General features: G+C 32.7%; 22 protein-coding genes. 10 read left to right on the forward strand and 12 right to left on the reverse strand.

From position 1 onward, the window contains the following. Positions 1–10 precede the first annotated feature (10 nt). Together AXG55_RS04530 and AXG55_RS04535 are read right to left on the reverse strand one after the other, a co-directional pair. A complete protein-coding gene (locus AXG55_RS04530; protein WP_148696944.1) occupies positions 11–964 on the reverse strand; it encodes a hypothetical protein in 954 nt (317 codons plus the stop codon). After that, positions 957–1421: a hypothetical protein gene (locus tag AXG55_RS04535; RefSeq protein ID WP_148696945.1), complete on the reverse strand. Its 465-nt coding sequence runs from the start codon at positions 1419–1421 to the stop codon at positions 957–959. The genes AXG55_RS04530 and AXG55_RS04535 overlap by 8 nt, the downstream gene beginning before the upstream one ends. 103 nt (positions 1422–1524) lie before the next feature. Between AXG55_RS04535 and AXG55_RS04540 the strand changes: the two genes are divergently transcribed. From AXG55_RS04540 to AXG55_RS04550, 3 genes are all read left to right on the forward strand, one after another. After that, the gene (locus tag AXG55_RS04540; RefSeq protein WP_148696946.1) at positions 1525–3846 is read left to right on the forward strand and encodes a RelA/SpoT family protein; all 2322 of its coding nucleotides are present in this window, start codon (positions 1525–1527) and stop codon (positions 3844–3846) included. After that, a complete protein-coding gene (locus tag AXG55_RS04545; RefSeq protein ID WP_148696947.1) occupies positions 3843–5027 on the forward strand; it encodes an MFS transporter in 1185 nt (394 codons plus the stop codon). Before AXG55_RS04540 ends, AXG55_RS04545 begins: the two co-directional genes overlap by 4 nt. A 234-nt stretch (positions 5028–5261) precedes the next feature. Beyond that, positions 5262–6500 (forward strand): glycosyltransferase family 87 protein, encoded by a 1239-nt coding sequence (locus AXG55_RS04550; protein ID WP_148696948.1) that lies wholly within the window; start codon positions 5262–5264, stop codon positions 6498–6500. A 94-nt stretch (positions 6501–6594) separates the two neighbouring features. On the opposite strand, the gene AXG55_RS04555 is transcribed toward AXG55_RS04550, so the two are convergent. The 5 genes from AXG55_RS04555 to nrfD all read right to left on the reverse strand — a co-directional run bounded on the left by AXG55_RS04555 (position 6595) and on the right by nrfD (position 11149). Continuing rightward, the gene (locus AXG55_RS04555) at positions 6595–7536 is read right to left on the reverse strand and encodes a hypothetical protein (RefSeq protein WP_148696949.1); all 942 of its coding nucleotides are present in this window, start codon (positions 7534–7536) and stop codon (positions 6595–6597) included. Positions 7537–7889: 353 nt separating this feature from the next. Continuing rightward, positions 7890–8726 (reverse strand): IS3 family transposase, encoded by an 837-nt coding sequence (locus AXG55_RS04560; protein ID WP_148696237.1) that lies wholly within the window; start codon positions 8724–8726, stop codon positions 7890–7892. Positions 8727–8740: 14 nt separating this feature from the next. Beyond that, entirely contained in the window at positions 8741–9028 is a 288-nt protein-coding gene (locus AXG55_RS04565) for a transposase (RefSeq protein ID WP_148696238.1), read from the reverse strand. A gap of 62 nt (positions 9029–9090) precedes the next feature. Further along, positions 9091–9384: a hypothetical protein gene (locus AXG55_RS04570; RefSeq protein WP_148696950.1), complete on the reverse strand. Its 294-nt coding sequence runs from the start codon at positions 9382–9384 to the stop codon at positions 9091–9093. A gap of 355 nt (positions 9385–9739) precedes the next feature. Next, positions 9740–11149 carry an NrfD/PsrC family molybdoenzyme membrane anchor subunit gene (gene nrfD / locus AXG55_RS04575; protein WP_148696951.1) on the reverse strand — a complete coding sequence of 470 codons (1410 nt, stop codon included), beginning with the start codon at positions 11147–11149 and terminating at the stop codon, positions 9740–9742. A 191-nt stretch (positions 11150–11340) separates the two neighbouring features. On the opposite strand from nrfD, the gene AXG55_RS04580 reads away from it, so the two are divergent. Beyond that, on the forward strand, positions 11341–12321 hold the full coding sequence (locus AXG55_RS04580; RefSeq protein WP_148696952.1) for a DNA polymerase III subunit delta: 981 nt from the start codon (positions 11341–11343) through the stop codon (positions 12319–12321). Positions 12322–12328: 7 nt separating this feature from the next. Here AXG55_RS04580 and AXG55_RS04585 read toward each other — a convergent pair whose 3' ends face one another. Further along, positions 12329–13345 (reverse strand): M12 family metallopeptidase, encoded by a 1017-nt coding sequence (locus tag AXG55_RS04585; RefSeq protein ID WP_148696953.1) that lies wholly within the window; start codon positions 13343–13345, stop codon positions 12329–12331. A gap of 203 nt (positions 13346–13548) precedes the next feature. Here AXG55_RS04585 and ggt point away from each other — a divergent pair, with 203 nt between their 5' ends. The 4 genes from ggt (at position 13549) to AXG55_RS04605 (ending at position 18682) form a co-directional block, all read left to right on the forward strand. Then, the gene (gene ggt, locus AXG55_RS04590) at positions 13549–15360 is read left to right on the forward strand and encodes a gamma-glutamyltransferase (RefSeq protein WP_148696954.1); all 1812 of its coding nucleotides are present in this window, start codon (positions 13549–13551) and stop codon (positions 15358–15360) included. A 205-nt stretch (positions 15361–15565) separates the two neighbouring features. Further along, positions 15566–16732 carry a S41 family peptidase gene (locus AXG55_RS04595; protein WP_148696955.1) on the forward strand — a complete coding sequence of 389 codons (1167 nt, stop codon included), beginning with the start codon at positions 15566–15568 and terminating at the stop codon, positions 16730–16732. Between the two features lie 104 nt (positions 16733–16836). Then, positions 16837–17934, forward strand: a complete 1098-nt coding sequence (locus AXG55_RS04600; RefSeq protein WP_233231089.1) for a transposase — start codon at positions 16837–16839, stop codon at positions 17932–17934. A gap of 232 nt (positions 17935–18166) precedes the next feature. Beyond that, positions 18167–18682 carry a S41 family peptidase gene (locus tag AXG55_RS04605; RefSeq protein WP_233231377.1) on the forward strand — a complete coding sequence of 172 codons (516 nt, stop codon included), beginning with the start codon at positions 18167–18169 and terminating at the stop codon, positions 18680–18682. A gap of 36 nt (positions 18683–18718) precedes the next feature. Here the strand turns inward: AXG55_RS04605 and AXG55_RS04610 are convergent, their stop codons facing one another. The 4 genes from AXG55_RS04610 to AXG55_RS04625 form a co-directional block, all read right to left on the reverse strand. Next, a complete protein-coding gene (locus AXG55_RS04610; protein WP_148696957.1) occupies positions 18719–20299 on the reverse strand; it encodes an APC family permease in 1581 nt (526 codons plus the stop codon). 101 nt (positions 20300–20400) lie between these two features. Further along, the gene (locus AXG55_RS04615; RefSeq protein WP_148696958.1) at positions 20401–21249 is read right to left on the reverse strand and encodes a proline dehydrogenase family protein; all 849 of its coding nucleotides are present in this window, start codon (positions 21247–21249) and stop codon (positions 20401–20403) included. Positions 21250–21342: 93 nt separating this feature from the next. Then, positions 21343–21594, reverse strand: coding sequence for a hypothetical protein (locus AXG55_RS04620; protein WP_148696959.1), 252 nt, complete (start codon positions 21592–21594; stop codon positions 21343–21345). Positions 21595–21642: 48 nt separating this feature from the next. Further along, entirely contained in the window at positions 21643–21840 is a 198-nt protein-coding gene (locus AXG55_RS04625; protein WP_148696960.1) for a hypothetical protein, read from the reverse strand. A gap of 459 nt (positions 21841–22299) precedes the next feature. Between AXG55_RS04625 and ppdK the strand changes: the two genes are divergently transcribed. Then, positions 22300–24903, forward strand: a complete 2604-nt coding sequence (gene ppdK / locus AXG55_RS04630) for a pyruvate, phosphate dikinase (protein WP_148696961.1) — start codon at positions 22300–22302, stop codon at positions 24901–24903. Between the two features lie 286 nt (positions 24904–25189). Then, entirely contained in the window at positions 25190–26488 is a 1299-nt protein-coding gene (locus tag AXG55_RS04635; RefSeq protein WP_148696962.1) for a sugar MFS transporter, read from the forward strand. Positions 26489–26637 lie beyond the last annotated feature (149 nt).

Here is a 26637-nt window from a genome sequence, read left to right on the forward strand (position 1 = left end):
AAATTTAAATTTATTTCTTTTTTTCTTGTGGAATGTTTTGTGCTTTTGCTAAAGCTTCTAAGGTATTTAATGCCAATGTGCGAATGCGGTTATCTTGATGATACTTTGAAAGCCAAACTATTTCTCTCTTAATTTCACCACTTTCTACTTTTTTCATAATGGGAAAAAGTCTAAACTGTACCCAAGGTTGCTCTCTTCTAAAGCTTAATATCCATATTTGAGGATTATTTGCAACAATTTGTGTAATTTGTTCCATAAATGTTTCGCGATAAGAAGTTGTTGTTGCAGCAAAAATAATGTTTAAATAGCCAAATTGTTCTTCTGTTAATTTATCCTTTTCATTTATCATTTCAGTTAGGTAACGGTTCATTAAAATGGGTGTCCATATTTTTACCATTTCAGGGTATTTAATGCCTTTACCATCACTCGGCGCAATTCCATAAAGAGAAGAATCCTGTAATTTTGTATTGTCTTTTCTACGAATTTCATTAGCAACTCTCGTTATCCATTTATTTAATGCCTCAATATAACCTTTGTAATTATTTGTTTTAAGATCATCAATCCAACTGCTCAAATAGCCTCTGTCAATTTCTCTTTCAATGATTTCTCGCGCTTCTGGGATTTTAGCCATTAAGGCTAAGGATAAAAAAGCTTGCTCACCAGGTTTTGGAGTATATTCTTTATCTTCTAATATTTTTTTTACGTAATCTGTAAGTGCTTTTTCGCATCCAGGTAATTTTTTTTGTGTTAAAGCATTAGCAAAATAAGCACGACGATCTTCATTTATTAAAATATCTTGAGAAATTTTTTGATAAAAATCTTTTTGGCCGTCATATTTTTCACAAAAAACATTTACAAATTCTTTTGGATTTTCCTTGTTACCTTGGGAAGCCTCTTTGTTTTGATTAGCAAATAAGCATGTTGAGTATAATAAAATTGAAAGAGTGTAGACTTTTTTAAGCATGAATAATCTCCGCTTGCCAATAACAATAATTTTTATCTTCAATTATGATGTTGAATGACACAAATTTAATTTTAGAATGTTCTTTCATAATTTTTAGAAATTCATTTAAAGTATAGTATTCATTTTTAAACTTAATACATTTTTCTTCCGCTTCGAATTTATTGCTAAATAAAAGACAAAATGGTCGAAATATAGAGGGTGAATAACATTTTTCTGGTTCCACAGAATATTTTATTTTGACTTTTAATTGTAAAAAAGTGCTTAATTCTTCTTCCAGTGATTTGATAGCTCGAACAAATATGCTGCGATGTTTTGGAAATTCGATTTTTTTTAAGCTTAACATTGGTATTAAGGCTTGTCTTAATTGAGTCGCTCTATTTTGAATGATAAACCATGCAACAGCTGCCCAAATTGCAAATACGGCAAATACAAAATGAAAAATAAAATTTGAAATCAAAAATTTCTCCTTAACTTTACAAAACGCTTGTCTTTGTGCAAAATCTATTATGCAAATTATTGCATATTGTAAGAATTCTTAGCACAAAGGGAGTTATTCCTGAATGGGATCTGAAAACAATAAAACACAACCTCCCCATGGGGCAACAACAGCTCTTGATTTACCTCAAACTCCCGTTGAAGATATAGAAAAAATTGCCAATGATGCCTACACCTCTTTAAAAGAGAAATGTTTAGGATATCTCGATCTCTCGGTGGAACCTATACTCTATAAAGCATACCGGTTTGCACACAATTTGCATGCAGGGCAAAGGCGAAAAAGTGGTGAACCCTACATTATTCATCCTCTTGCTGTTGCTGAGATTTTAGCAGAATTTAAAATGGATGAAACCTCTCTTATTGCAGCTATCTTACATGATGTCGTTGAAGACACACATGTTTCTCCCGAAGAAGTATCTAAAGAATTTGGTGAACCAGTTGCTGCTCTTGTGGAAGGTTTAACAAAATTAGCAAAGGTACAATTTCGCTCTTCCCAAGAAAAAATGGCAGAAAATTTTAGAAAAATGATCGTTGCCATGTCTCGTGATATTCGTGTGATTATAGTGAAACTTGCAGATCGTACGCATAATATGCGCACACTAAGAGCGCTTAATTTAGAAAAAAGACAGAGAATTGCTGAAGAAACTCTTGAAATTTATGCCCCTCTCGCAGGAAGACTTGGGATGTATAAAATAAAAGCGGAGCTCGAAGATTTATGCCTGAGAGAGTTAAAACCTTCTGTCTATTATAGCTTAATTGCAAGAGTTGCGCAAAAGAAAACAGAACGCGATAAAATTATCGAACAGGCTCGTGAACACCTTTCCACGCGATTGCAGGAATCCGAAATTAAAGCAAAAGTTTATGGGCGCGCCAAACATTTTTATTCTATATATCGTAAAATGTCTGATAAACAAATTGAATTTGAAGATATTTATGATCTTTTTGCTTTACGTGTGATTGTAGATACTCCTAATGAGTGTTACGAAACTTTAGGAATTATTCATAATATTTACCGCCCTGTGCCAGGACGTTTTAAAGATTTCATCGCAATGCCAAAAGCAAATCTTTATCAAAGTTTGCACACCACCATTGTTGCGGCAAAAGGGGAGCTGCTTGAAGTGCAAATTCGAACAGCTCAAATGCATCATATTGCGGAAAATGGTATTGCAGCCCATTGGGCATATAAAGAAAGAAGAAAAGATCCTAATAATACCCAATTAAATCCTGCTGATTTTGAAAAATTTAAATGGCTAAAACAAATCGTAAGACATCAAAAAGAATTGTCCGATCCCGATGAGTTTTTAGAAGCGGTTAAAGTCGATCTCTTTGATGAAGAAGTCTATGTTTTTTCACCAAAAGGCGATGTTTTTGAATTGAGAAAAGGTGCAACCTGCCTCGATTTTGCCTTCGCAATTCATACAGATTTAGGATTAAAAACTACCGGTGCAAAAATTAATGGTCGAATTGCCACCCTAAGAACCCGTCTCCACAGTGGCGATGTGATTGAATTATTAGTTGGAAATAAGGTTAGAGCTACAAAAGATTGGCTTAATTTTACAACAACTACGAAGGCGCGTAATAAAATTCGTGCCTGGTTAAGAAGCGAAGAGCGCACCCATTCAAAACAAATTGGCCAAGAAATGTTTGAGGATGAGCTTACAAAATTAGGTTCTAGTTTTGAAAAATTGCAAAAATCAGGAGTTTTTCAGGAAATTAATAAATATTTTAGCGTTGGAGGATATGAAGATTTTGTCCTACAAATTGGCTATGGAAAAATCGATGCGAAAGGTGCTGCAAATAAACTTTTAAATGCATTGCAACTACAAAAGCCGCAGGAGAGCGGCACGGCAACAGATACAAGTAAAACTCTGCAACAGGAAATGCAGGAAGCGCGTTCTCTGCAAGAGGCATTTAAACAAAGACAAGGAAAAAATAGAGCCGGTGGTGAGGATGCTGTACGTGTACAAGGCATGACTGGTATTGTGGTGCGTATGGCTCGTTGTTGCGAACCTCTGCCTGGGCAACCCATTGTTGGATTCGTTTCCCGCAGTCGTGGAGTTACGGTGCATGCGGCAAGCTGTCAGTGGGCTTTGTCAAACGATCCCGCGCGACGCGTAGATTGTTCTTGGAATGTGGTCTCAACAGCGGCGCACAATGTGCGTGTTCGCATTACAGCACATGATAAACCAGGTATTTTAGCTGCAATTACAAAAATGGTTTCGACCTCACAAATTAATATTGCGGGAATGGAGTGCTTTACCAATCCACAAAAACGTGCGGTCATATTATTAAAATTAGAATTGGCGGATATTCATCAATTAAAAGATATTCATCAAAAAATTGAAGCCGTTGATGGCGTCATTCATGTAGAAAGAACCATGGGATGATAAATAATAAATATTTTCCATTTTCATTGCTTTTACTGGCCGAAGCTTTTGAACGTTTTGCTTATTTTTTTGTTTCCTTTATTCTTATCTTTTTTATTTCTGCAACCGTTGAGAATGGTGGACTTGGATTTACCCATGAAGTAACTATAAAAATAGGAACTTATTTTTCATTTGGAATTCTTTTTTTACCCCTATTAGTAGCTCCTTTTATCGATAAAAAAATCGGTTATTTTAATGGGGCTTTTTGGGGTGGAATAAGCCTTATATTATGTTATTTCTTAGCATTCATTTCGACCTACTTTTTATCTTGGATTATTTTTGTTTCATTAATATTATGCGTCATAGGTTCTGCTTTACTTAAACCTTCTGTGAGTGTGCTTGTGGGACGCTTAACTCAATTTTCATCTCATTCTCAGGATATGGGTTATATTTTATTTATAATCATTGTAAATGTGGCTTCTTTAAGTTCGGCTTATGCTTCTGCAAAATTTGTTAATGCATGGGGGTCTTTTAAGCCCGTTTTTATTTTATCTATGATATTTATGTTATTTTATAGTTTTATTATATTTTATTTGAATAAAAATTTTCCTTTAAAAGAAACGACTGTGGAAAAAAATAATTCTTTTCACGAATCAAAAAAATTTATTCCTATGCTGCTAATTTTAAGCTTAATGATCGGTATTTCGACAACTATTTCTTCCAAAATTTTTTCATTTCCTGATTCCTTGTTATTTTGGTCTGCTTTTGTAATAGGCATGGTAGGATTATTTTATTTCTGGAAAAAATCATTTTTATTCATAAAGAAACGTTATACTATTTTAACGTGTATTTCTTTTATAATATTTATGATTATGAATTTATTTTTAAAAAATTTTGGAAGCATGTCCTCGTTTTTACCAGGAATTTTTTCTTCTTTAGATATGCTCATTAATTTTTTTATTTTTCCTTTATTGCTTTCCTTCTTGTCTCGCTCTGTTCCTTTAAGCGGTCAAGCGACATTTCAAGCCTTGGCTTTTTTCTTTTTTAGCATTTCCAGTATTATGACAAATAACTATCTTCCCTATTTAGGTCTAAGTAGCAAGGGGAATTTAGGATTGTTGTCCTGCTCTTTGGTTTTGATTGTTTCTTTGACCTTTGTCCTTTTTATGAAATGGCAAAATAACACCCTTAAAAACACTTAAGTTATTTAAATTTCGAAAAAATTTCTATCTTGAATATTTCATTTTAAGGAAGAATGGACTGAAACTTTTTAATATTTTTTTAACTGTTTGGAAAGAAAGCGGAGTATAGATGAAAGTCTTTGGATGGGATTTTTAAATGCTTGAAATCGATGTGTCAATTAATTGACACATCGATGTTTTCGTGTTTTAAAAAATCCTGATATATCATAAAAAAACACAAAAAAATGAGTGATTATGATGGTATTCAAAAAAATATTATATAAAAATAGTTTGAAGAATTGTCTTTTACTTTTATTCATTTTGATTACAATTATTTTTATATTAGTTGAAATTCGAAATGGTCGATATTGGCAAAGTGATTTTGAAGTTTACTACAAAAGTGCACTAAGAGCCTTGCATGGTGAAAACTTATATCGTCCGGATGAAGATCAATTTTATCGATATAAGTATTCACCTGCCGCAGCTTATTTATTTATACCCTTTCTACTTTTTTCTTTTGCAAAAGCAAAGTTTATATACTCATTTTTCTTAACTTTTATGATGTATATATGTCATATTCTTTGTATTAAATTTTGTTATAATGATTTGCAAAAAATGAAGGATTTAAATTATAAACGCTCCATTTTAGTTTTTATGGCGCTCATTCTTCCAATATTAGCATTCTATATCAGAGAGCTGCATTTAGGTCAGGTGAATATAATTCTTTTATTATTATATTTATTGTCGTTTTATTTTTACCGAAGAAATCTTTTTATTTCTGCATTAATTCTTACATTATCTGGTTTTATAAAGCCTTATTTTATAATATTTATTATGTACTTTATCTATGAAAAGCAGTTTAAATATGTATTTTATATAATGTTATCATCAATTATTTTTTTCTTTATTCCTTTTTTTACTTATAACTTGTCAATGTCTATTGAACAGAATATGCTATGGATTAATGAACTTAAGTTAGAAATTTTGTTAGAAAATAATATTAAAGATGGTAGAGCTATTTCTATTTTTTCATTATTTAGCAAATATATATCATTTGACATATTTAGACATAAAATTTTATCACACCTAATTATATTATTGACATGCTGTGTTTTTATAATTTCCTTTTTAAGAAAGACTGCTAAATTTCTTCCACGGGATGAAAAATTATTTTATGATTTATCTTTGTTTTGTGTTTTTATTCCTCTTTTGATATCAAATGGCTTAAATACCTATGTTATAATTCTTCCTGCATTGTATATTATCTTAAAAAATTTAAACAAAAAGTATCACATAAAAATAGTAATTTTTATAATATCATGTGTTTTTATTGGTTTTAACTTTACTGATGGGGGTGTTTTTACAAGTTGGATTAAAAAATTATTGCTTTTGCCATTAGGGGCTATATTATTATTGGGGGTTTTATATTCTTCGATTAATAAAATTAAAGATAATGATGAATATGTATATGAAAAAAAGATGAATGATTTATGAATTTATATCATCATAATTTTAATGCCAGCGAATATTTTTTTATCAAATAATTTAGAGCCATAATTAAGAGAATAAATGGCTCTAAGGATATATCTTATTTTCTGCTCTCAATAAAACGAATTTTTTCAACGTTATTATTAAGAAAAAAAGCTCTATTTTCTTTAGCTTCGTTAAAGAAGTTATCGTTATTTTCTACAAAATTTGAAATACTTCCTACTAAAAAAGCTATATTTATTAAAAATGTTTGCTTGCTTTTTTCATAATTTGGTGCTGATTTAGGAAAGTGCTCATTAGTCCATTGTTCCCAATCTATATTAGTCATTGCCTCATAAATTTCTTCTTTATAAAAAAATGCTTTCATTTCATTTTCATCATCAAATAAACTTCCAATAGTATTCATATATTGATGACCTCCCTGAGGTAAAATATATCCTCCATTTCCAAATAAAAATTCATGGTCTATAGCAATAGTAGTCCCATTTTGAGCAACTAAATAATTGTTATCATTTCTATCTGTGGCACCAATCAATTTATCGAAAATAATAATAGGTGAGCCATTTAATTTGAAATTATTTTTATTTCTTCTTGAATCTTGAGTGTGAGCGCGTTGTATAAAGACCTGTCTTACATGATAGTTTTCTTTATTTATTGGGCTTTGAAAATATATTGTGGGAGCAACAATATTTAAACCTAGTGCTTTATCGAGCTCATAAGCAAATACTTCATTTTCTGCATTTGGCAGATTTGTATTTATATTATTCATAGTTAAATAATCATAGGTCTTTTCAATAAAGAAAAAATCTTTGTGTGTACCCATATCTACATATAAACTAGCTTCGCTTAAAAAACCTAAATTTTGAGCTGAAACATATCCTTGAGAAGTCATTAAAATAAATTCAATTGATTGGTGTGAGTTTTGAGAGTATATTTCATCAATATTTTCAAATTTATATGTTTTTAGTGCTTGTATATTAAATGTAATAAGCATTAATATTAAGGATAATAAAATGCTATGGATGTTTTTTGAAAAATTCATTGGAACTCCTGAATTTATATAAAGTAATTTTAACAATAATTACTTTGTCTTATGTGTAGTGAGATGATTTAATTGAGAAAATATTTCAAAGGTTGTGAGCGCTATGATAGCATATCATGTAGTTATAGCTCTTCCAGAAATAATATGCTATATTTTATAGCAAAATTTTTGGAAGTCAATAGTTTTGTTAGTTAATGATAACAGATTGTTATTACGCTATTTTGAGCCTAAACTCTCATTTGATCCCATTTTCCTTTTCCATTCATAATACTCATGGGGTTGTATGCGGAATCATGACACATTTCCTTCATGCAAGGTTTCAATTTCTGGTGTGATCCCCGAAAAGTGGACGGTTAAATTTCATAATTTTTTTCATACTCTAATGGTGCAAGATAATCAAGGGCAGAGTGCGCACGAATTCGATTATAAAACACCTCAATATATTCTATAATCGAAGATTTTGCTTCTTTTCTAGTAAGAAAATTGCATCGATGTACCAATTCTTTTTTTAGAGTGGAAAAAAATGTTTCTGTAATAGAATTCTCATAGCAGCTATTGCTCATGCTTTGATGAAAATGATTTAATTTTAAATATTTTCTAACTTCTTTACTTGAATATTGTGATCCTTTGTCACTATGAAAAATTATTCCATTTGGAAAATGAGATCTTTTTTTGTATGCCATGTTTAGTGAATTCAAAACAATTTCTCTTTTTAGATTATCTTGCATGCTCCAACCAATTATTGCTCTTGAAAAAGTATCCAATATTATGCACAAATAAACCCAGCCCTCTTTCGTTGGAATATAAGTAATATCGCTGGTCCAAAGTTCGTTGGGCTTATAGGAAGTAAAATCCCCTGAAATTAAATTCGGAAAATGTATCGCTTGCCTATCAACCTTTGTTGTTGTTTTAAATTTAGGTTTGCCGACCCCATTCAGATTTAGTTTCTTCATAATCTTGGATATTCGTTTTTTTCCAACTTTAATAAATGACTTTTTAAGTGTTGATAAAATTCGCCGTCTTCCATATGTACCCCTTGAAGAAGTATGTATTTTTTTTATTTCTTCTTCAAGGCTAAACTCAAATTGATGATTTTTATCTTTACACTCAAGCCATTTATAAAATCCACTTTTAGAAACGCACATTACTTTGCAAAGTAAAAGAATAGGATAATTAAGCTTCTCTAGCAATATAAACTCGTATTTTAATCGAGTTGCTTTGCAAAGAAGCTTGCCGCCTTTTTTAGGATTTCATTTTCCTTTTTTAAAAGCTCGTATTCTCGCTTTAGCTTTTTCAATTCGTCAGAGTTTTTCTTTATATTTGAATTTTCCTTTTCGCCAATAGAACGCTTCCAGCTATTCAGAGTGGGGTAGGAAACCTCAAACTCCCTAGCTATCTGAGCCATGCTTTTAGGGCTATTTTCTAAGACTTCAAGGACTTGGTTTTTAAACTCAAGAGAATATTGACTTTTAACTGATTTCTTCTTTACCATGGGACAACCCTTCTATATGAACGCCTAAGTTCATAGCATATTGTCCACTAAAAGGAATCACTTTAATCTTTGTATTTTAGGAGAGCTGCAATCGTGGGTAATGATGATCCCGAACCAAGATCTATTAATCTGATTTGATGATATTTTAATCTTGTTTTTGTTTCTATGACTTTTGCAATTAGATCTGAATAAATCATCCCTTCTCCAGGATTAAGAAATTTACTCTGTTTTAGCTTACTTTTATCCATTTTAATGTCTATGATGTCAGTAAAATTAACATTCCATGTATCAAATTGACTGATTGCTATATCGGGGAGCATTGAAATAAGTTTTGAGTTATGATGGTTAATTATCATTTCTATTTCCATTGTAATTAATGATTTTTCAATTAAAACCCTAAAAATAATTTTTATTAAATTTTTTTAACCGTAATAATTTAATTTTTAAATTATAAGGTATAATAAATATAAATTATAAATAAAACATCAATGTGATATTAATCAAAATATATTTAATTAATATTATTATTTTGTAATTATACTAAAATATCAATATTTGTCAATTTTTCGAAAATAATTAATCGAAGAAAATTTATGCATTTTAAATATATGCATAGTATTGTGTAAACTAAACAAAAAAAACTCCCCACACTAAATTAGCGAGGGGAGCAAACTCAAACATTAAAAAGCACAAAAAAACATCAAACAAAAATTACTTTTTAAAAGCTGTCATATCGGGTTTGAGGTGGGGGTCAGCTTGAGGCATAACGGATTTCACTTCAGCCATGTTGATCATAGGAAGGTAACGGACGAATAAACAGAATAAATGAAAGAACAATCCTATGGAGCCAATAAATAGTGAAATATCCCAAAACGAAGGGATAAAGTAACCCCAAGAAGAAGGCAAGAAAGTGCGGCTTAAGGTTGTTACGATAAGCACAAAGCGCTCGAGCCACATACCGATGTTAATTAAAATAGCAGCGATAAATAACCAAATTACGTTTTGACGTATTTTTTTAAACCAGAAGGTTTGTGGGATAGCGATATTTAAAATAACCATAGCCCAATAAGCCCAGCCATAGGGACCATTGATGCGGTTCCAGTTCCAGAACTTTTCGTAGGGGTTTCCACTGTAGAATATAGTGAAAAATTCTATGACATAAACATAAGCCATAATAATACTTGTGAACAAAATAAATTTTGCACAAATGTCGATGTGTCTGTCGGTAACGAGATCTTTAAAATTAAAGATGGAACGCACCATGATAAGAAGGTTTAAGCAAAGACAGAAACCAGAGAAAATAGCGCCTGCAATAAAGTAGGGTGGGAATATGGTAGCATGCCAGCCCGGTAAAACAGATGTGGCAAAGTCGAGAGATACGATGCCTGCTGTGGAGAACACGGCAGGAGTTGCAATGCCAGCAAGTAAAATACAAGCGCGCTCATAGTTTACCCATTGTCTTGCTGAGCCTGTCCATCCTAAAGCAACGAGACCATAGGCAAAACGACCTATTTTTGATTTCGCTTGATCGCGGAGAGTGGCAAAATCGGGGATCATACCCACATACCAGAAAATCACACCAATACTAAGATAGGTGTTTACGGCGAACACGTCCCATTCGAGAGGGCTTTTAAAGTTCGGCCACATTTGCATTTGGTTTGGCAGTGGGAAAAGCCAATAAGCAAACCAAGGGCGTCCAATGTGGACTGCTGGGAAAATAGCGGCGGCGAGAACGGCAAAAATAGTCATGCCTTCTGCAATTCTATTAATAGAAGTGCGCCATTTTTGGCGGAAAAGAAGAAGTATGGCTGAAATTAATGTACCCGCATGGGCAATTTCAATCCAAAAAACGAAGTTTGTGATATCCCACGCCCAGTCGACGCGGTTGTTATTGCCCCAAACTCCAATTCCTTCCCAGAATAGGTAACCTAATGAAACCATTAGGAGAACCACGCCAAGGGTGGAGAGTAAAAAGGTAATATGCCAACCGGGACCTGCTTTTCGCCCTGCGAGAGAGGCAACTGATTGTGTTACCATATGAAAAGAAGGATCTTTTCCTGTAACAAGAGCAGCTCTTCTGTCTACGGGATCTCTGCCCTGAAGTTCAACCGAATGTTCCATGGTGCACCTGTATTAAATATAGGTCAAAAATAAAAAAACCAAGTGAGGTTTAACGAATTTGCACTATGTGATCAAGTATACGGGAAAATTTATCAAAAAAATACTTCACATTGCTCTCTTAACAAATTAATGTCGTGCGCGTAGGAAATAATTGATTTCTTATATTATCAGTTAAAATATAAAAGGGAATTATGCAACGTATTGATGCCTCAAAACTTATGCAAGTGCTTCTCGCAACAGAAAAGACGCCTGCGATCAAATTTATTCTTGCAGATAATCCCATTTATAAAAAAATTATAGAAGATAAAATACAAAATCAATCACATAAGCCTGCGCAAATTTTTTCAGGTAAAAATGCGGTTGTCGATTATGTTGAGTATGCGGCAACAGGCACGTTGTTTTTTGCGCTACAAAGTAGCATTGTGGTTTTGCCAGATAAGTTAACAGCAAAGCAATGGGAAGAAGAAAAAAAATTTTTAAGCAGATTGATAATGCCAATAGAGTCGTCAGCTTACTTTTTTGCACCTACAATTTATCGAAACCTCATTAAGGAAACAGACCTTCAGAATTTAGCCTCTGTTTATTTATGCTATGAACCTAATGATATTGAACTTTACAAATGTTCTGAATTTTTATTAAGCCGTTATCTTACTCTTGCAAAAAAAACAAATAAGGAAATAACTGAAATTTCTCATTTGGCAATTGAATGTTATTCCGGTGATTTGGTTTCTTGCGACATGCATTTTGCGCTTATGGAAAAGGCAGGCATAGGCTTTGCGGATGCCCTTGTGGGAACTCCTGAAGTGAATGGTTTTCATGTTGCGGAAGCCCTTGCGCGTCGCGATCTCTATTTAATTGAATTGCGTATGTCGCAATGCGAAGCCTGTGGTGAAGATGCTGGGAGTGTCTTTATGGCATTGGTTTATTTTTTAAAGCAGCTTTCTTTGGTTATGTCATCCTTTGAAGAAACAAAAAATTTAAAAGCGGCGTTTGAGAAAACAAGAATTCCATTTCCTGCCCAAGCGCGTCTGCAGAAAGCAATACAAAATATTACAAAAGATCAATTAATACGGTTTTTTATAGCAGCTCCCAAAGTAGAAATGAATCTTCGTACTCAAAAAAATGCACATAAATGGCTTGCTGCTGAATTGATAGGTTGGTTTTTAAATTAACAAACCGTTAATACCAACATAGAGTTTTTTCTACTTTAGGGTTAAAAATTGAGCCTGAAGTTTCGAAACAAATCGGTAGCTCTTTTTGAGTTACATTAAACGATTTTATAGTTTTCCATGATGGGTAAGAAGCTTCAATTTTAACTATGATGTGAGAAATATCTTTTGGAATAATTGTTGTATTTTCTTGTCCCGCATAGCCCCACCAATTCGAAAAACTCAATGGTTCTTTTAATTTATGCTGCTTATTTAATAATTGAATAGAGGCATTGTAAGCACCACCATTGTAAAATTTGATAATTTTAGGGAGCCCATAAATTGTTTGAAGTGCTTTTTTGTCACCATCACTTAAATGGTAATTAATTGGAATCGTATCTCCTTCGTTTGAAAGCATCGTAGGAGTATTATTTATAGATGATGCGTAAGAATCATAATGCATAATAGAATCTTCGTCATAGCTGAATAGGCTTTCAATCTCTTTTGTATTATCAAAATTATCTTTTTCATTTGGTTTTATGTTTTCACTAAAAATTGTAATATTATGATCTCTATCTGATCTCATATGCTCATGTTCAAATCCTAAAGTATGTTTTAGTTCGTGAAGTATTGCAGCGCGAGGACAGTCATATTCATTTAAAAATATAACACCATTTTTACCTACAGGGCCGACGTCGGCAGCGCAATATTCACTATTATAAATTGTAACGTAATTATTTCTTTTTTTTATTTCGTCTTCGTTTTCTTCGATAAAAGAAATATTAGCAATTTTTGATAGTTCTATCATTGCACCTTGAATTTGTTGTTTGTAGTTTTCTGTAAAAGGATTAGTATTATCAAATTTGAAGTATATTTTTCCTTTATACCAAAACTTATTGCTATGTGCTGCGCGTTTGACTAAATTGGATTCATTTGAAGCAGAGTAAAAATTTCTTTCTAATGGGTTCAATTTATTGTATACTTTTGCATTAACTGAAATAATAAAAAAATTGTTGACAATAAATGCAGTTATAATTTTTAATTTCATTAAATCCTCCCTAAATAGTCTAATTATATTTATTTTCAAAATAAATATAATAATTTTTTATTATCATTATTTTCCTTAAAGTCAATTTTAATTTTTTTTAAAATAATTTAATCTCTAATTTTATATATATAATTTTAAAATTATTATATTATATGTAGATTGTTAATTAATGCAGTATCGAATTCATTTAAAGGTCTAAATATATGAATTATATAAATTATATAAATTATATGAATATAAAAAATATTTTATTTTATTTCATGGCGTGCTTTTTTTTATATCATAGTTTTTCTTATTCTTTAGAAAAATCAGTACAAGATTCTTTCCCTATTTTAGAATCGTCACAAATTTTTAATCCCGTATATGGTGAAAAAGGAATGGTGGTTTCTCAAGAAGAATTAGCTTCTGGTGTGGGTGCAAAGATATTGAGTCAAGGAGGCAATGCTATCGATGCTGCCGTAGCTGTGGGGTATGCTCTTGCTGTTACTTTACCAAAAGCAGGAAATATTGGTGGAGGTGGCTTTATGCTAATTTGGTTGAACAAAGAAAAAAAAGCGATCGCTATTAATTATCGAGAAAAAGCCCCTAAATTAGCTTCAAAAGATATGTTTTTAAATGCAGATGGCACTGTTAATAATGATGTAATTGATAAAGGATATAAATCGGCAGGTGTTCCAGGCACTGTTTATGGATTAAATTTAGCTCATAAAAAATATGGTTCGTTACCTTTAGCTAAAGTGATGCAACCTTCCATTCATTTAGCACGTAAAGGAATTGTGGTCACTCATGCTTTATCAAGTTCCATTGAAAAAGCAAAAGATTTATTGCTGACAAGTGAAGAATCAACAAGAATTTTTTTAAATAAAAATAAAGAATCTTGGAAAAATGGACATATCTTAATTCAAAAAGATTTGGCAAATACTTTAGAAAAAATTGCCAAAGAAGGAACAAATGCTTTTTATAAAGGGGACATTGCACATAAAATTGTCCAAGATATGAAAGAGCATGGTGGTATTATTACAAAAGAGGATTTGGAAAATTATAAAGCGGAAGAAATGAAACCAATTTTGGGAATTTACCGTGGTTATCAAATTTATTCTATTCCTCCTCCGAGTTCTGGAGGGATTATATTAACAGAAATGCTAAATATATTAGAAAATATAAACTTAAAAGAAGTCCCTTTAAATAGTGCAAAATATTATCATACTCTGACTGAAATTATGAATTATGCCTATTACGATAGAAATAGTCAGTTGGGGGATCCTCATTTTGTCAAAAATCCCATTGAAAAATTAACATCGAAAGAATATGCAAAAAAAATATTTGCAAGAATCAATTTCAATCATCATACACCATCAAAGCAAATTCAAATAGAAGGAGTAAGAGAGGAAGCAAATCAAGAAGGGAACACAACACATTTTTCTGTGATTGATAAAAATGGGAATATGGTTTCGAATACTTATACTTTAAATTTTTGGTATGGTAATGGAAAAACTGTTAAGGGAACGGGCATCTTATTAAATAATGAAATGGGAGATTTTACAGCAAAAGTAGGTATTCCTAATTCCTTTGGGCTGGTGCAAGGTGAGGCCAATGCCATTCAACCACAAAAAAGACCCTTGAGCTCCATGACCCCAACACTGGTATTAAATGCAAAAAAAGAACCTATTTTAGCTACGGGAAGTCCTGGCGGAAGTAGGATTATTACGCAATTATTTCAATTTTTAGTAAATTATATTGATTACAAACAAAATATTGCCACTGCAAGTTCACAACCCCGTTTTCACAGCCAGCTTTGGCCCGATGAAATTTATTGCGAAGATGGTATCAGCCCTGATAGCAAAGAAATTCTTATTAATATGGGACATACTTTAAAACGCGGCGATCCTTTTGGCTCTTTGCAAACAGCAGAGCAAAGAAAACAGGGACAAGTTTATTATGGTGCCGCTGATCCCCGCTCCGAAGGTGATGGTGCTGTAGGAGTTTTTTCTTATAAAGTAGATTCAATTCCTTGAGTTTAATTAAAATTATTTAAAAAAATATAAAAAATTGAATAAAATTTTAGTAAGTGTATATATTAATGAAATATGCGTTATTAACAAAAAATAGCATATTTTATGTTAAATTTATTTCAAGTACATATTTTTTAGGAGGCATGCATGATGCCGGATAAAAAATTTTTTTGAAAGAATTGAAGGAATTGAAGGAAATTTTTAAATCATGAAAAAATTAATTGCCGTGGCTTCTGCTTTATGTTTACTTGCTTGTAATAAGAAAGAAAATGAAACAACGAAAAAGTTTGAAGATTTCTCAGATTATGAAGCCCCAAATCCTAAGCTTGTAAATGATAAACAAGGTGTAAAAGAAGTGACCGCTTTTATGTTTGATAATTATTATGTGCATGATAAAGGAATAAATGGGGCACAACTCATAAGAGATATAGATGTAAACTTACCAGATGAAGAATTTTATAATCAAATAAGCAATGTTTTTGCGAAGCATGGTGATGCTCATACCAGGTTTTTTAAACCTAAGCCTTTTTCATGTAGAGAGAGAGGAATAATTTCTGATAGTTTATTATTTGATTTAGCCAACGAAAATGGTAATTTAAAATTAGTAGTTAATCATATTAATTTTTATAATGCTTTTTCAGAAAATTTAGAATATATAAGTGCATTAGCTCAGTTTGAAGTTGGCGATGTTATTTTAAGCATTAATGGTGAAGATCCTATAAAAATGATAGAAAGTAACTCTCATTTTTCATATGGTGCAAATAATGAAAGTAAAAATATTTTTGGATTAAGAAATTTGCTATTTAGAAAAGAAGTAATTTATCCTAAGTTAATTGAGAATGAATTTAAAATAAAAATTATGAGAAATAACTTAGAAATAAATCTTCCAGTATATAGTAATAATGAATGTAAAAATGAAGAAATTAACTCTGCGATCGGATGGGATTTAAATCATTATAATATGATGCATTACTTTAAAAATGAATCATTTCAAAATATAGATAAAAATTCAGAAGTAAAGTTTTATAAGTTTGAATTAAATGAAAATACAAAATACCTTTATATTCTTGTACCTTCTTTTGCTTCTGAGGAAGTTATATTAAATAAGGATGATAATTTTGTTATTAGAAATATGCTGAGTATTCAATATAAGATTGAAAAACAAAATGATATAAATGGTGTATTAATTGATGTTAGAAATAATCCCGGTGGTCTGGTAGAGTATTCTGATTTATTAGCCCAATTATTTTATTCAACAAAATCAAATAATCCATTTTATCCAATGGAATTCTATATGAAGGCAAATAATGAAAAACTAAAAGTTTTAAATCGCTTTAATAAATTAGTTTATGAAAAGAATGATGAGGCAATTTAAAAATTCAGTGGATGAGTAATTTTCTTCGCTAGAAAAGCGAAAAGGTGTTTCTTCTGTGTTAATTATAGTTTTGCGTAAACAAATTAATGCAGGAGAAACATTGCATGGATATCACGATTTCTAAATATTGGCAAAGATTTAAAGACAAATTATTTCCGGAACCAGAGATTTATCTTGGTAATCCTACAGAAAGCCATCTTGAGCTGATGCTGATTTTGGATACAATTAAGATTGCTGATTTTTTTAATGATTACGCTTCCTGTCCTGGAAGAGGTCGTCCATCTTTGGATAGAGAATGTTTTGCAAAAGCATTTATTGCAAAATCAGTATTAAATTTACCAACTACAGTTTCATTAATTGATCGATTAAAAGTAGATATTGTTTTGAGAAGAATTTGTGGTTTTATTAACAAAAATAAACTCCCTTGCGAAGCCTCATTTAGCAATGCTTTTAAGGAGTTTTCTAAAACAAAATTGGCTGAAAAAATACATGAAGTAATAATAAAAAAATATCATAAGGGAGTTCTGGTTCACCATATTTCCAGGGATTCAACCGCCATTGAAGTGAGAGAAAAGCCAGAGAAAAAAGAAGCAAAAATTGAATTAAAGAAACGGGCAAGAGGGCGGCCTCGCAAAGGTGAATTCATTCTAAAAAAGGAACCTTCAATTTTAGAAAAGCAAAAAAATAAAAATTTAAATGAAATGCTTTTGGAGTTACCTGTAAATTGCAATATTGGATCTAAAAAAAATTCTAAAGGCTATAGTTATTCATGGATTGGCTATAAATTGCATATCGATACAGGGGATTATGGAATTCCAATAAGCTGTTTATTAACTTCAGCCTCGGTTCATGACAACAATGTTTCTTTACCACTTGAAATGATCACTGGTAATAGAATATCGAGCTTATATACCCTTATGGATTCAGCATATGATTCTAGCATAATAAAAGAAGATATTATTGCGAGAGGAAAAGTTCATGTTATTGAGCATAATCCTCGCAGAGGAGAAAAAATTGAATTCGACCCTCCAAAATCTGAACGCTATAAGTTTAGAGCAGGAGCAGAAAGAACAAATGCGCTTCTAAAAGATAGTTACGGTGGAAATTCAATAATGGTAAAAAGCCCATCTAAAGTAATGTGCCATTTAATGTTTGGTATTATTTGTATTTCAGCGATGCAAATAGCAAGAGCCATAATTTAAATTGATCAAATAAACTCTAAAATACAGATTACTCTTTTAAGAAATTTAGAGGAGTAAATTTATTTGCAATAAATAAGGAACTATTTATAAAAATACATTTATCAAATTTCTTTCAATTTATTTTGCATTATATTTGAACAAAAAAATATTTTTATTCAATTTTGCTAGGGGCATTTTTAGGAATTTTTAAATTGCCTCTGATGATATGATTTATATAAAATGGATTAAAGAGATGAAGCGCGCCATTCAATCAGGTGATAAGTTTATAAAATCTTTACCCATAACTGAAAAAGAAACATTAGATAAATCTCCAAAAAATTTATTTCCAAAATCTGAAAATAAAAAGGTCATCATTTTAACGAATGCGGCTTGTTATTCAGCATGTGATGCCTTTGTGGCTCTTATGAAAGATCAAAATTTAACCACTAAAATTATTGGTGAGCAAAAATATACGGGCGGCGGAGGAGCTAATGTTTTAAATTGGAATAAAATGCAAAAACATAAAGTATTTGATTACGAATTTGAAAACTCTATGGACATGAATTTTTCCTGGCGTGCTATGCAAAGTCGCCTCCCCGATGGCACTTATCGCACTATCGAAGGTAAGGGTACTGAAGTGGATTGTGTTATTCCAAAAACAGTGGACGATATTAAATTTTCAAATCCAGCTGATATCGTTAAAAATAGAACCTATGTAGAAAGAATTTTACAAAATATTGATAATGATACTCTGTGTGTCAATAAATAATAAAATAAAAATATTGAAATTAAGCATTTTTAAAAATTAATGCTTAATTTCTTGAATATTTTCTAAAATACGCTTTTTATTTAGTGACAGTTTACAAGCAATAAAGAAAATAAAGATGCTAAATATTACCGCAACAATATTCCCCTTTATCATAGTGAGCTGTCCTGTTCCATTTCCAAAGGTGGAAAAATAATTAATAGCAGCAAAGCCTATTAAATATAAGAATATCCAGGAAGCTCCTTTTAAATCGAGATTTTTAAAGAGTATTTTGTTTTTGCGAAATATATAAGTTGAATATATAATTGCAAATAAAAAGACAACACAAGTTAATTTTAAAAGTACAGTAAAGCCTATCCAGTGCATCATAAGTCCACAAATGCAAAAGGCAATAAGTGAAATTATTTTATAAAGTGGGAGTTTAAATACTCTTTTTCCTTCAGGATACTTGTCGCGCAATACCATTAAGGCAATAGGCGTGACAGACAAAGTAACAACATAAGAAGAAGTTAAAAAAGTCACCATTTCTTTCCAGCCGGGAAAAGGAAAGAGTAATAATAAACCGATGCCAAAACAAACCCACAACGATTTTTCAGGTGCGCCATATTTATTAAGTTTTGTTACAAAATGAGGTGCAGCGTGAATTGTTCCTAAGCTGTGCATGACGCGGGCGGTGGTCGATGCCATCATGAGACCAGAACCAAAGGGAGAAACAATAGCGTCAATGTAAAGTAGCGTGCAAAGTAACGTGAGTCCTGCGGCAAAGGCCAGTCCTGCAAAGGGGCCAAAATCACCAATGAATGTTAATTTATCCCATCCTTGAGCCAGTGAAGTTTCGGGTACAGCCACAACGAAAGCAAGCTGTATGAGAGCATAAAGGCAGGTTACAATTAATATAGAACTTATAATTGCTATGGGTATATTTTTTTGTGGATTTTTTGTTTCTCCCGCTAAAATAATTCCCGATTGGAATCCGCCAAAGGCAAAAATAATTCCACCTACGGACAGACTTGCCATAATCCCTTGAATTCCAAAAGGAGCAAAGCCATTAAATTCCGTAATATTTGAAAAACTGCTGTGTGATCCGAAAATAAAGGCAAAGGAAATAATTAAAGGAACAAAAAGTTTCCAAATTGTGGCAAGAGAATTCGCACGAGTTAATAATTTAACACTAAAATTATTAATTAAAATAATAATAAACAAAATTAAAATAGCTGCTATATAACCTATTATTGATAATTCGGATTTACCCTGCAAATTTTGATTAACAAAAATAGGAAAATAATTACTAGAATATTGCACAACTGCTAACGATTCTATGGGAGCAATTGTGACAAAACACAGAAAATATATCCAACCAGTTACTATCCCTGTAAATTTGCCATGGGTAAAAAAAGAGTAACTGGTTAGACCACCCATCATAGGAAACAAAGAGGATAATTCAGAAAACACGAGAGCAATGAAAATGAAAAACAAACCGCCTACGAGCCAAGAAAGAATAGAGGCGGGACCGGCCATTTGTGCTGCATATAAAGGGCCAAACAGCCAGCCTGAGCCGATCATACTTCCTACGGATGCAAGAGTGACTCCCAACAAACCTATATTTCTCTTTGGTAACACGACGGACTCCTGAATGCGGAAGGGTTTTTGGTGATTCCGCAAACTATTATGCTAGTATGTGTTATAAAGTCAAGGGATTTTGTTTTAACTCAAAAGAACGACTAGGATTTGAATAAATTCTTAAGGACAAAAAAGACGTTTTCTTTACGTTCTGTGAGTCTTCTTGAATAGTAGGCTTGCCAATCTTCGCCATAGGGAACGTAGATGGTCATATTATGACCTTTTTCACGGAGGCGATGCCAGGTTTTTTCGCGCATTCCATAAAGCATTTGAAATTCGTAGCGATCATTAGGTATTTTATTTTTTTCAATAAAACTTATACAATATTCAATAACTTCATCATCATGGCTTGCTATGCAAACGCGTCTACCATTCAAAAGAAGCTTTTCAATTAGTTTCTTATAATTTTCTACTATAAGAGGCATTTTTTGTAGGGCTTTTTCAGGTGCTTCTTTATAAGCGCCCTTGCACAAGCGGATTTTGCCGTTAGCCGCGAGAATGCGGTTGATGTCCGCTTCCGTTCTAAGAAGATAAGCTTGTAGTACGATTTCGGGGCTTTTAAATTCTTTCGCAGCGCGCTCATACATGGCAATGGTGCGTTCTGTGTAATCGGTACCTTCCATGTCCATGGCAACACGAATGTTATTTTCATCAGCAATTTTAAGAATACGCGAGAGGTTTTCGTAACAAAACTCGTGATCAATATCGAGACCCAGCATTGTTAACTTAACAGAAACATAGCAATCGATTTTTTTTTCAGCAATTCGTTTTAATAGAATGTCATACTCTTCAACAAACTTTAAGGCTTGAGGTTTATCTTTAATGTTTTCGCCTAGGACATCTAAAGTAACGGAGATTTTTTTTTCGTTTAATTTTTCAACGACAGTGAAAGCTTCTTCACAGTTTGATCCGGAAACAAAGCGTTTTGCGTAGAATGGTATGCTTCCCATAAATGATCCCTCATTAAATTTATAATAATAAAAAAACACCTGACGTAGTCTTTTTTACAATAATTATGAGGAATGACAACTTGATGAGGTTATTTATTTGTGGGGTTTGTCTGAGATGTGGCGAAGTTCGGAAATGAGCTGATTTATTCTTTGGACACTCGCTTTGATATTATGAATTCTTGTGGATAATTCTATTTCTTCAAGCGGTCTTGGTATGTTTGCGGAAACCGTATGCAAAGAAGTTTCTTGGGTAGATGCATTTTCTTGCATTATTCTTTTCTTGCGTAATTTAAAAAATTCAAAATCAAGAATGTTTTTTTTATCATTTAGACTATTATTTTGCATTTTTTATTTCATTCCTTGACGACAAGGTGGTTTCCGCAAGATTACCAATTACTTTATTCTATAACTTTTCATAACATTCTTATTTGCTTGTTCACGTTCTTTGCGAAGTCTTTCTTGATTTGCTTTGTTACGTGCGGCGTTTTTTTCAAAGTTATTTTTTTCATCTTGATTGATTGTTGTTGATTTTGTCATATTCGAATTTTCTCTAATGACTTTCCTTGAGAAAATATCAATTACGTCTCCCATGGATTTTTACCCCTTTAAAAAAGCATTCAAGAATTTAGCCTCGGCTTCGATTGAGCTGAGATAAATTTAATAATTTGTCAGTGAAAACAAAGTGTAATAATGGAACTTACGGTGGTGATTTGGCGAAAGGCAAAACACACTTTGCACATTAAAAGAGCTAATAGAAAATAGGGAGAGTTACAAGTAGAAGCTATCATTTTGAGCAATATTTTTTAAGTATCTGTAATTATTAAATATTGTAGATGTTGAGTTTTTTTCAAATCAACAATCTTAATGAAATTTTTGACATAATTCGTATTTTTTTAAAGAGTCTTAAGGATTGTTGCTGGCTCATTTTAATTTTAAAGTGGCAAATATATAATTGTCAATTTACAATTATTAGAGAATGAGCTAAATGTGGCGATGTGGAATGGAGAATATTCTATGTCCAATCTATTTAAGGGCAAGGAGAAATATTGCATGAAATTTGTTTATTTTTTTGGTTGTGGATTTGCCGATGGCAATGCCTCTATGAAATCGGAATTAGGGGGAAAAGGTGCAAATTTAGCTGAAATGACTTCCCTTAAATTACCTGTTCCGGCAGGATTTACAATTTCTACAAAGGTCTGTTTAGATTATATAAAAGGAGCAGGTACTTTTTCTCCTGAATTAAAAGCAGAAGTGGAATCTGCAATGAAAAAGACAGAAGAGGCTATGGGGGCTAGGTTCGCAGACTCTCTTAACCCCTTGCTTGTGAGTGTGCGTTCCGGGGCTCGGGTTTCTATGCCAGGAATGATGGATACGGTATTAAATTTAGGACTGAATCCTACCACAGCGGAAGCCTTGGCTAAAAAAACCTCTAATCCTCGCTTTGCTTATGATTCCTACAGACGTTTTATTCAAATGTATTCGAATGTTGTGAAAGAACTGGAAACTCACTACATGGAAGACGCCTTTGATTCTCTTAAAAAACAAAAAGGATATCTTGAAGACACTGACCTCAATGCCGATGATTTAAAAGAACTTATTGAAACATTTAAATTGATTTATAAAAAACACATTGGCGAAGCTTTTCCAGATGATCCTTATGAACAACTTTGGACGGCCATTGGAGCTGTATTTAAAAGTTGGAATTGTTCTCGTGCGAAAAAATATCGTGAAATTCATTCCATACCAAACGAATGGGGAACTGCCGTTAATGTCTGTTCCATGGTTTATGGAAATATGGGAGAAAACTCAGGAACGGGCGTTTGTTTTACACGTGATCCCTCAACCGGAGAAAATGTATTTTACGGAGAGTATTTGATCAATGCTCAAGGTGAGGATGTTGTTGCTGGTATTCGCACTCCTAAAACGCTTTTATTACTTGAAAAAGACATGCCTGAAGTCTTTGTTCAACTTGAGGAAGTGAGATCAAAATTAGAGAGACACTATCGTGATGTGCAGGATATTGAATTCACCATTCAAGAAGGTAAATTGTACTTATTGCAAACGCGCAATGCGAAAAGAACAACGCAAGCCGCACTCAAAATTGCTATCGATTTTGCAAAAGAAGGGACAATCACCAAGCAAGAAGCACTTTTAAGAGTCAATCCTCAAGATTTGGATAAGCTTTTGCATCCCACCCTCGATCCGAGAGCTCATAAGCAAGTCATCGCTAAAGGCTTGCCTGCGTCTCCAGGCGCTGTTTCAGGAAGAGCTGTGTTTACAGCTGTGGAAGCAGAAAGTTGGGCGGCTCGTGGGGAAATGGTGGTGCTCGTGCGCGATGAAACTTCCCCTGAAGATATTGGTGGTATGTATGCCTCTCAGGGCTTTTTAACGGCAAGGGGAGGAATGACTTCCCATGCTGCTGTTGTTGCCCGGCAAATGGGCAAATGCTGCGTGGCGGGCTGTTCTTCTTTAAATATTTCACTCTCAAATAAATCTGTAAAAGTGGCCGGAATTGAAATTCTCGAAGGGGATTGGATTACTTTGGATGGTTCTACGGGTGAAGTCATGCTTGGCAAAGTAGAAACAAAAAATGCGGAGTTGAGCAGTGATTTTGCAACGTATATGGGATGGGCAAAAGAATATAGAAAGCTAAAAGTCAGGGCAAATGCAGATACCCCCCGTGATGCTCAATATGCTCGTAGTTTTGGTGCGGAAGGCATTGGGCTGTGCCGAACAGAGCATATGTTTTTTGATGAAAACAGATTGCCTGTTGTGAGACAAATGATCTTGTCTAAAAATCGAGCTGAGCGTAAGGAAGCTCTCGATAAATTACTTCCTTTTCAAAGAGATGATTTTGTTGGAATTTTAAGTGCGATGGAAGGCTTTGAAGTTACCATCCGTTTATTGGATCCTCCTTTGCATGAGTTTTTGCCTCATACTGATAAGGATATGATGACCTTATCAAATCAACTTGGTTTTTCTGCGGATGAAATTAAACAGAGGGTAAAAGCACTCTATGAAGCCAATCCTATGCTCGGACACCGCGGCTGTCGTTTGGGTATCTCTCATCCTGAAATATATGAAATGCAAGTGAAAGCTATCGTAGAAGCTGTTGAAAAATGTCGTTCTCAAGGAAAAAAAGTCTTTCCTGAAATCATGATACCTCTCGTTGGGGAAGCTGAGGAGCTGCGTTGGCTTAAAGATCGACTTATTAAAATTGCGCCGCAAATTCCTTTTGGAACCATGATTGAAGTACCAAGGGCGGCTCTTACGGCAAATAAAATTGCAAAGCATGCGGACTTTTTTAGTTTTGGTACAAATGATTTAACTCAGACGACATATGGTTTCAGCCGTGATGATTCCGCTCCCTTTTTAAGAGTTTACAAGCAAGAAAATATTCTAACAGAAGATCCTTTTGCTGTTCTCGATCAAGAAGGTGTGGGGCAATTGGTAAAATTGGCTTGTGAATTGGGGCGTTCCATAAATTCTAATTTAAAATTAGGTATTTGCGGTGAACATGGAGGAGAGCCTTCTAGTGTGAAATTCTGCCATAAAATTGGACTGAATTATGTTAGTTGCTCTCCTTTTCGGATTCCCATAGCTATGCTTGCTGCAGCTCAAGAGGCTGTTGTTGATTTTAAAGAAACTGCATAAACGCATCTTTTTTTAGGTGATTATCAATTTGTGAATGATTAAAACTAATGTATTTATACATTAGTTTTAATGTTTTATAGATAAAAAATTAATGTTTATCAGACTTTAAATGCTCCTGAATATAGCTTAATTGTCTAAAACATCATCATTTAAGTTCTAATTTACATCTAAAAGCTCTTTAATTGTATCATAATCACTTAAGCGATTTTAACTTACCCTTAGACTGTGCTAACAGAGTGAGTGTTGTGAGTTTAGAGGAATCCAATTTATTTGAAGAGGTTTTTGAATGGTCACTGCAGCTAAGTATCAGCAACCGCGTAACCCGCAAATTGAGCCACAAGAAAAAGGCAATACAGCAGCTATTGTAGTTGTTTCAACTTTGTTTTTTTTATTTGGATTTATTACGTGCTTAAATGATGTATTAGTTCCTTATTTAAAAGAAGTTTTTTCATTAAATCATAAAGACTCTATGCTGGTTCAGTTTGCTTTTTTTGGAGCATATTTTGTTATTTCTGTTCCTGCTAGCAAACTCATATTAAAATATGGTTATAAAAAAACATTTATTATTGGACTTGCGTTTACAGCAATTGGTTGTTTGTCTTTTTTATTTTCTGCAAAAGTTGCAATATATGCCGCCTTTTTATGTGGCTTATTTGTGCTAGCAACGGGGATTGTTATTTTACAAGTGGCTGCAAATCCTTATTTAACTCAATTAGGTAATCCGGAAAGAGCTTCCAGCCGCTTGATTTTTGCACAGGGCTTAAACTCTTTAGGGACAACAATTGCGCCTAGTGTTGGTGCTGCATTTTTGTTATCTGCAGCAATTATTCCAAAAGAAGAAATATTAAAGTTACCTCACGATCAAGCGGCCGCTTATCATGCCGCTCAGGCTCAAGCAGTTCAGTTTCCTTATTTTGGTTTAGCTTGTTTAATTATAATAATTGCAGTGGCATTATCTTTTTTTAAATTTCCATCGAGTAAAACGGAACAAAATAATTTAAAAATAAATCAATCGGAAAAATTTAATTTATTTAATTATCCCAAGCTTGTTTTAGGAATTATAGCCATATTTGTCTATGTTGGTGCTGAAGTTGCCATTGGCAGTGTTATGATTAATTTTATTTCGCATAAAGATATTGGCAATATGGGATTAGAAAGCGCGGCAAAGTATTTGCATTATTACTGGGGCGGCGCCATGGTGGGGCGTTTCGTTGGCGCTTACGTTGCAACTAAATTTAAAACTCATAAAGTTTTATTAACTCACTCTGCCATTGCCTGTGCTTTGGTTTTATGCACCATTTTTGGTAGTGGTTATTTTGCTGTATTTACTATTGTGGCTGTTGGCTTTTTTAATTCTATTATGTTCCCTTCCATTTTTGTATTAAGCACACAGGGGCTCGGTAAATTTATGGAAAAAGGTTCGGGAATTATTTGTATGGCTATTGTTGGTGGTGCTATAATACCTTATATACAAGGTGCTGTGATTGATGCTGCCAATATGAATATTAGCTTTATTGTTCCTTTAATTTGCTATATTTATATTGCATTTTTTGCTTTGAAAGCGAAAGAAAAATTAATTCGTTAGTTTAAAAAGAATAATTTAAATTAAAAATAAAGAGAATAGAAAAACTTTTTGGACTATTCTCTTTATTTTTTTATATTCCTCTGAAAATTTTATAAATTACACATTTTTTAGATAAATGTTTTTAATATTTTATTTAAATGTTTTTTTTC

The organism is Silvanigrella aquatica (genome assembly GCF_001907975.1).
GTDB classification, from domain to species: Bacteria; Bdellovibrionota_B; Oligoflexia; order Silvanigrellales; family Silvanigrellaceae; genus Silvanigrella; species Silvanigrella aquatica.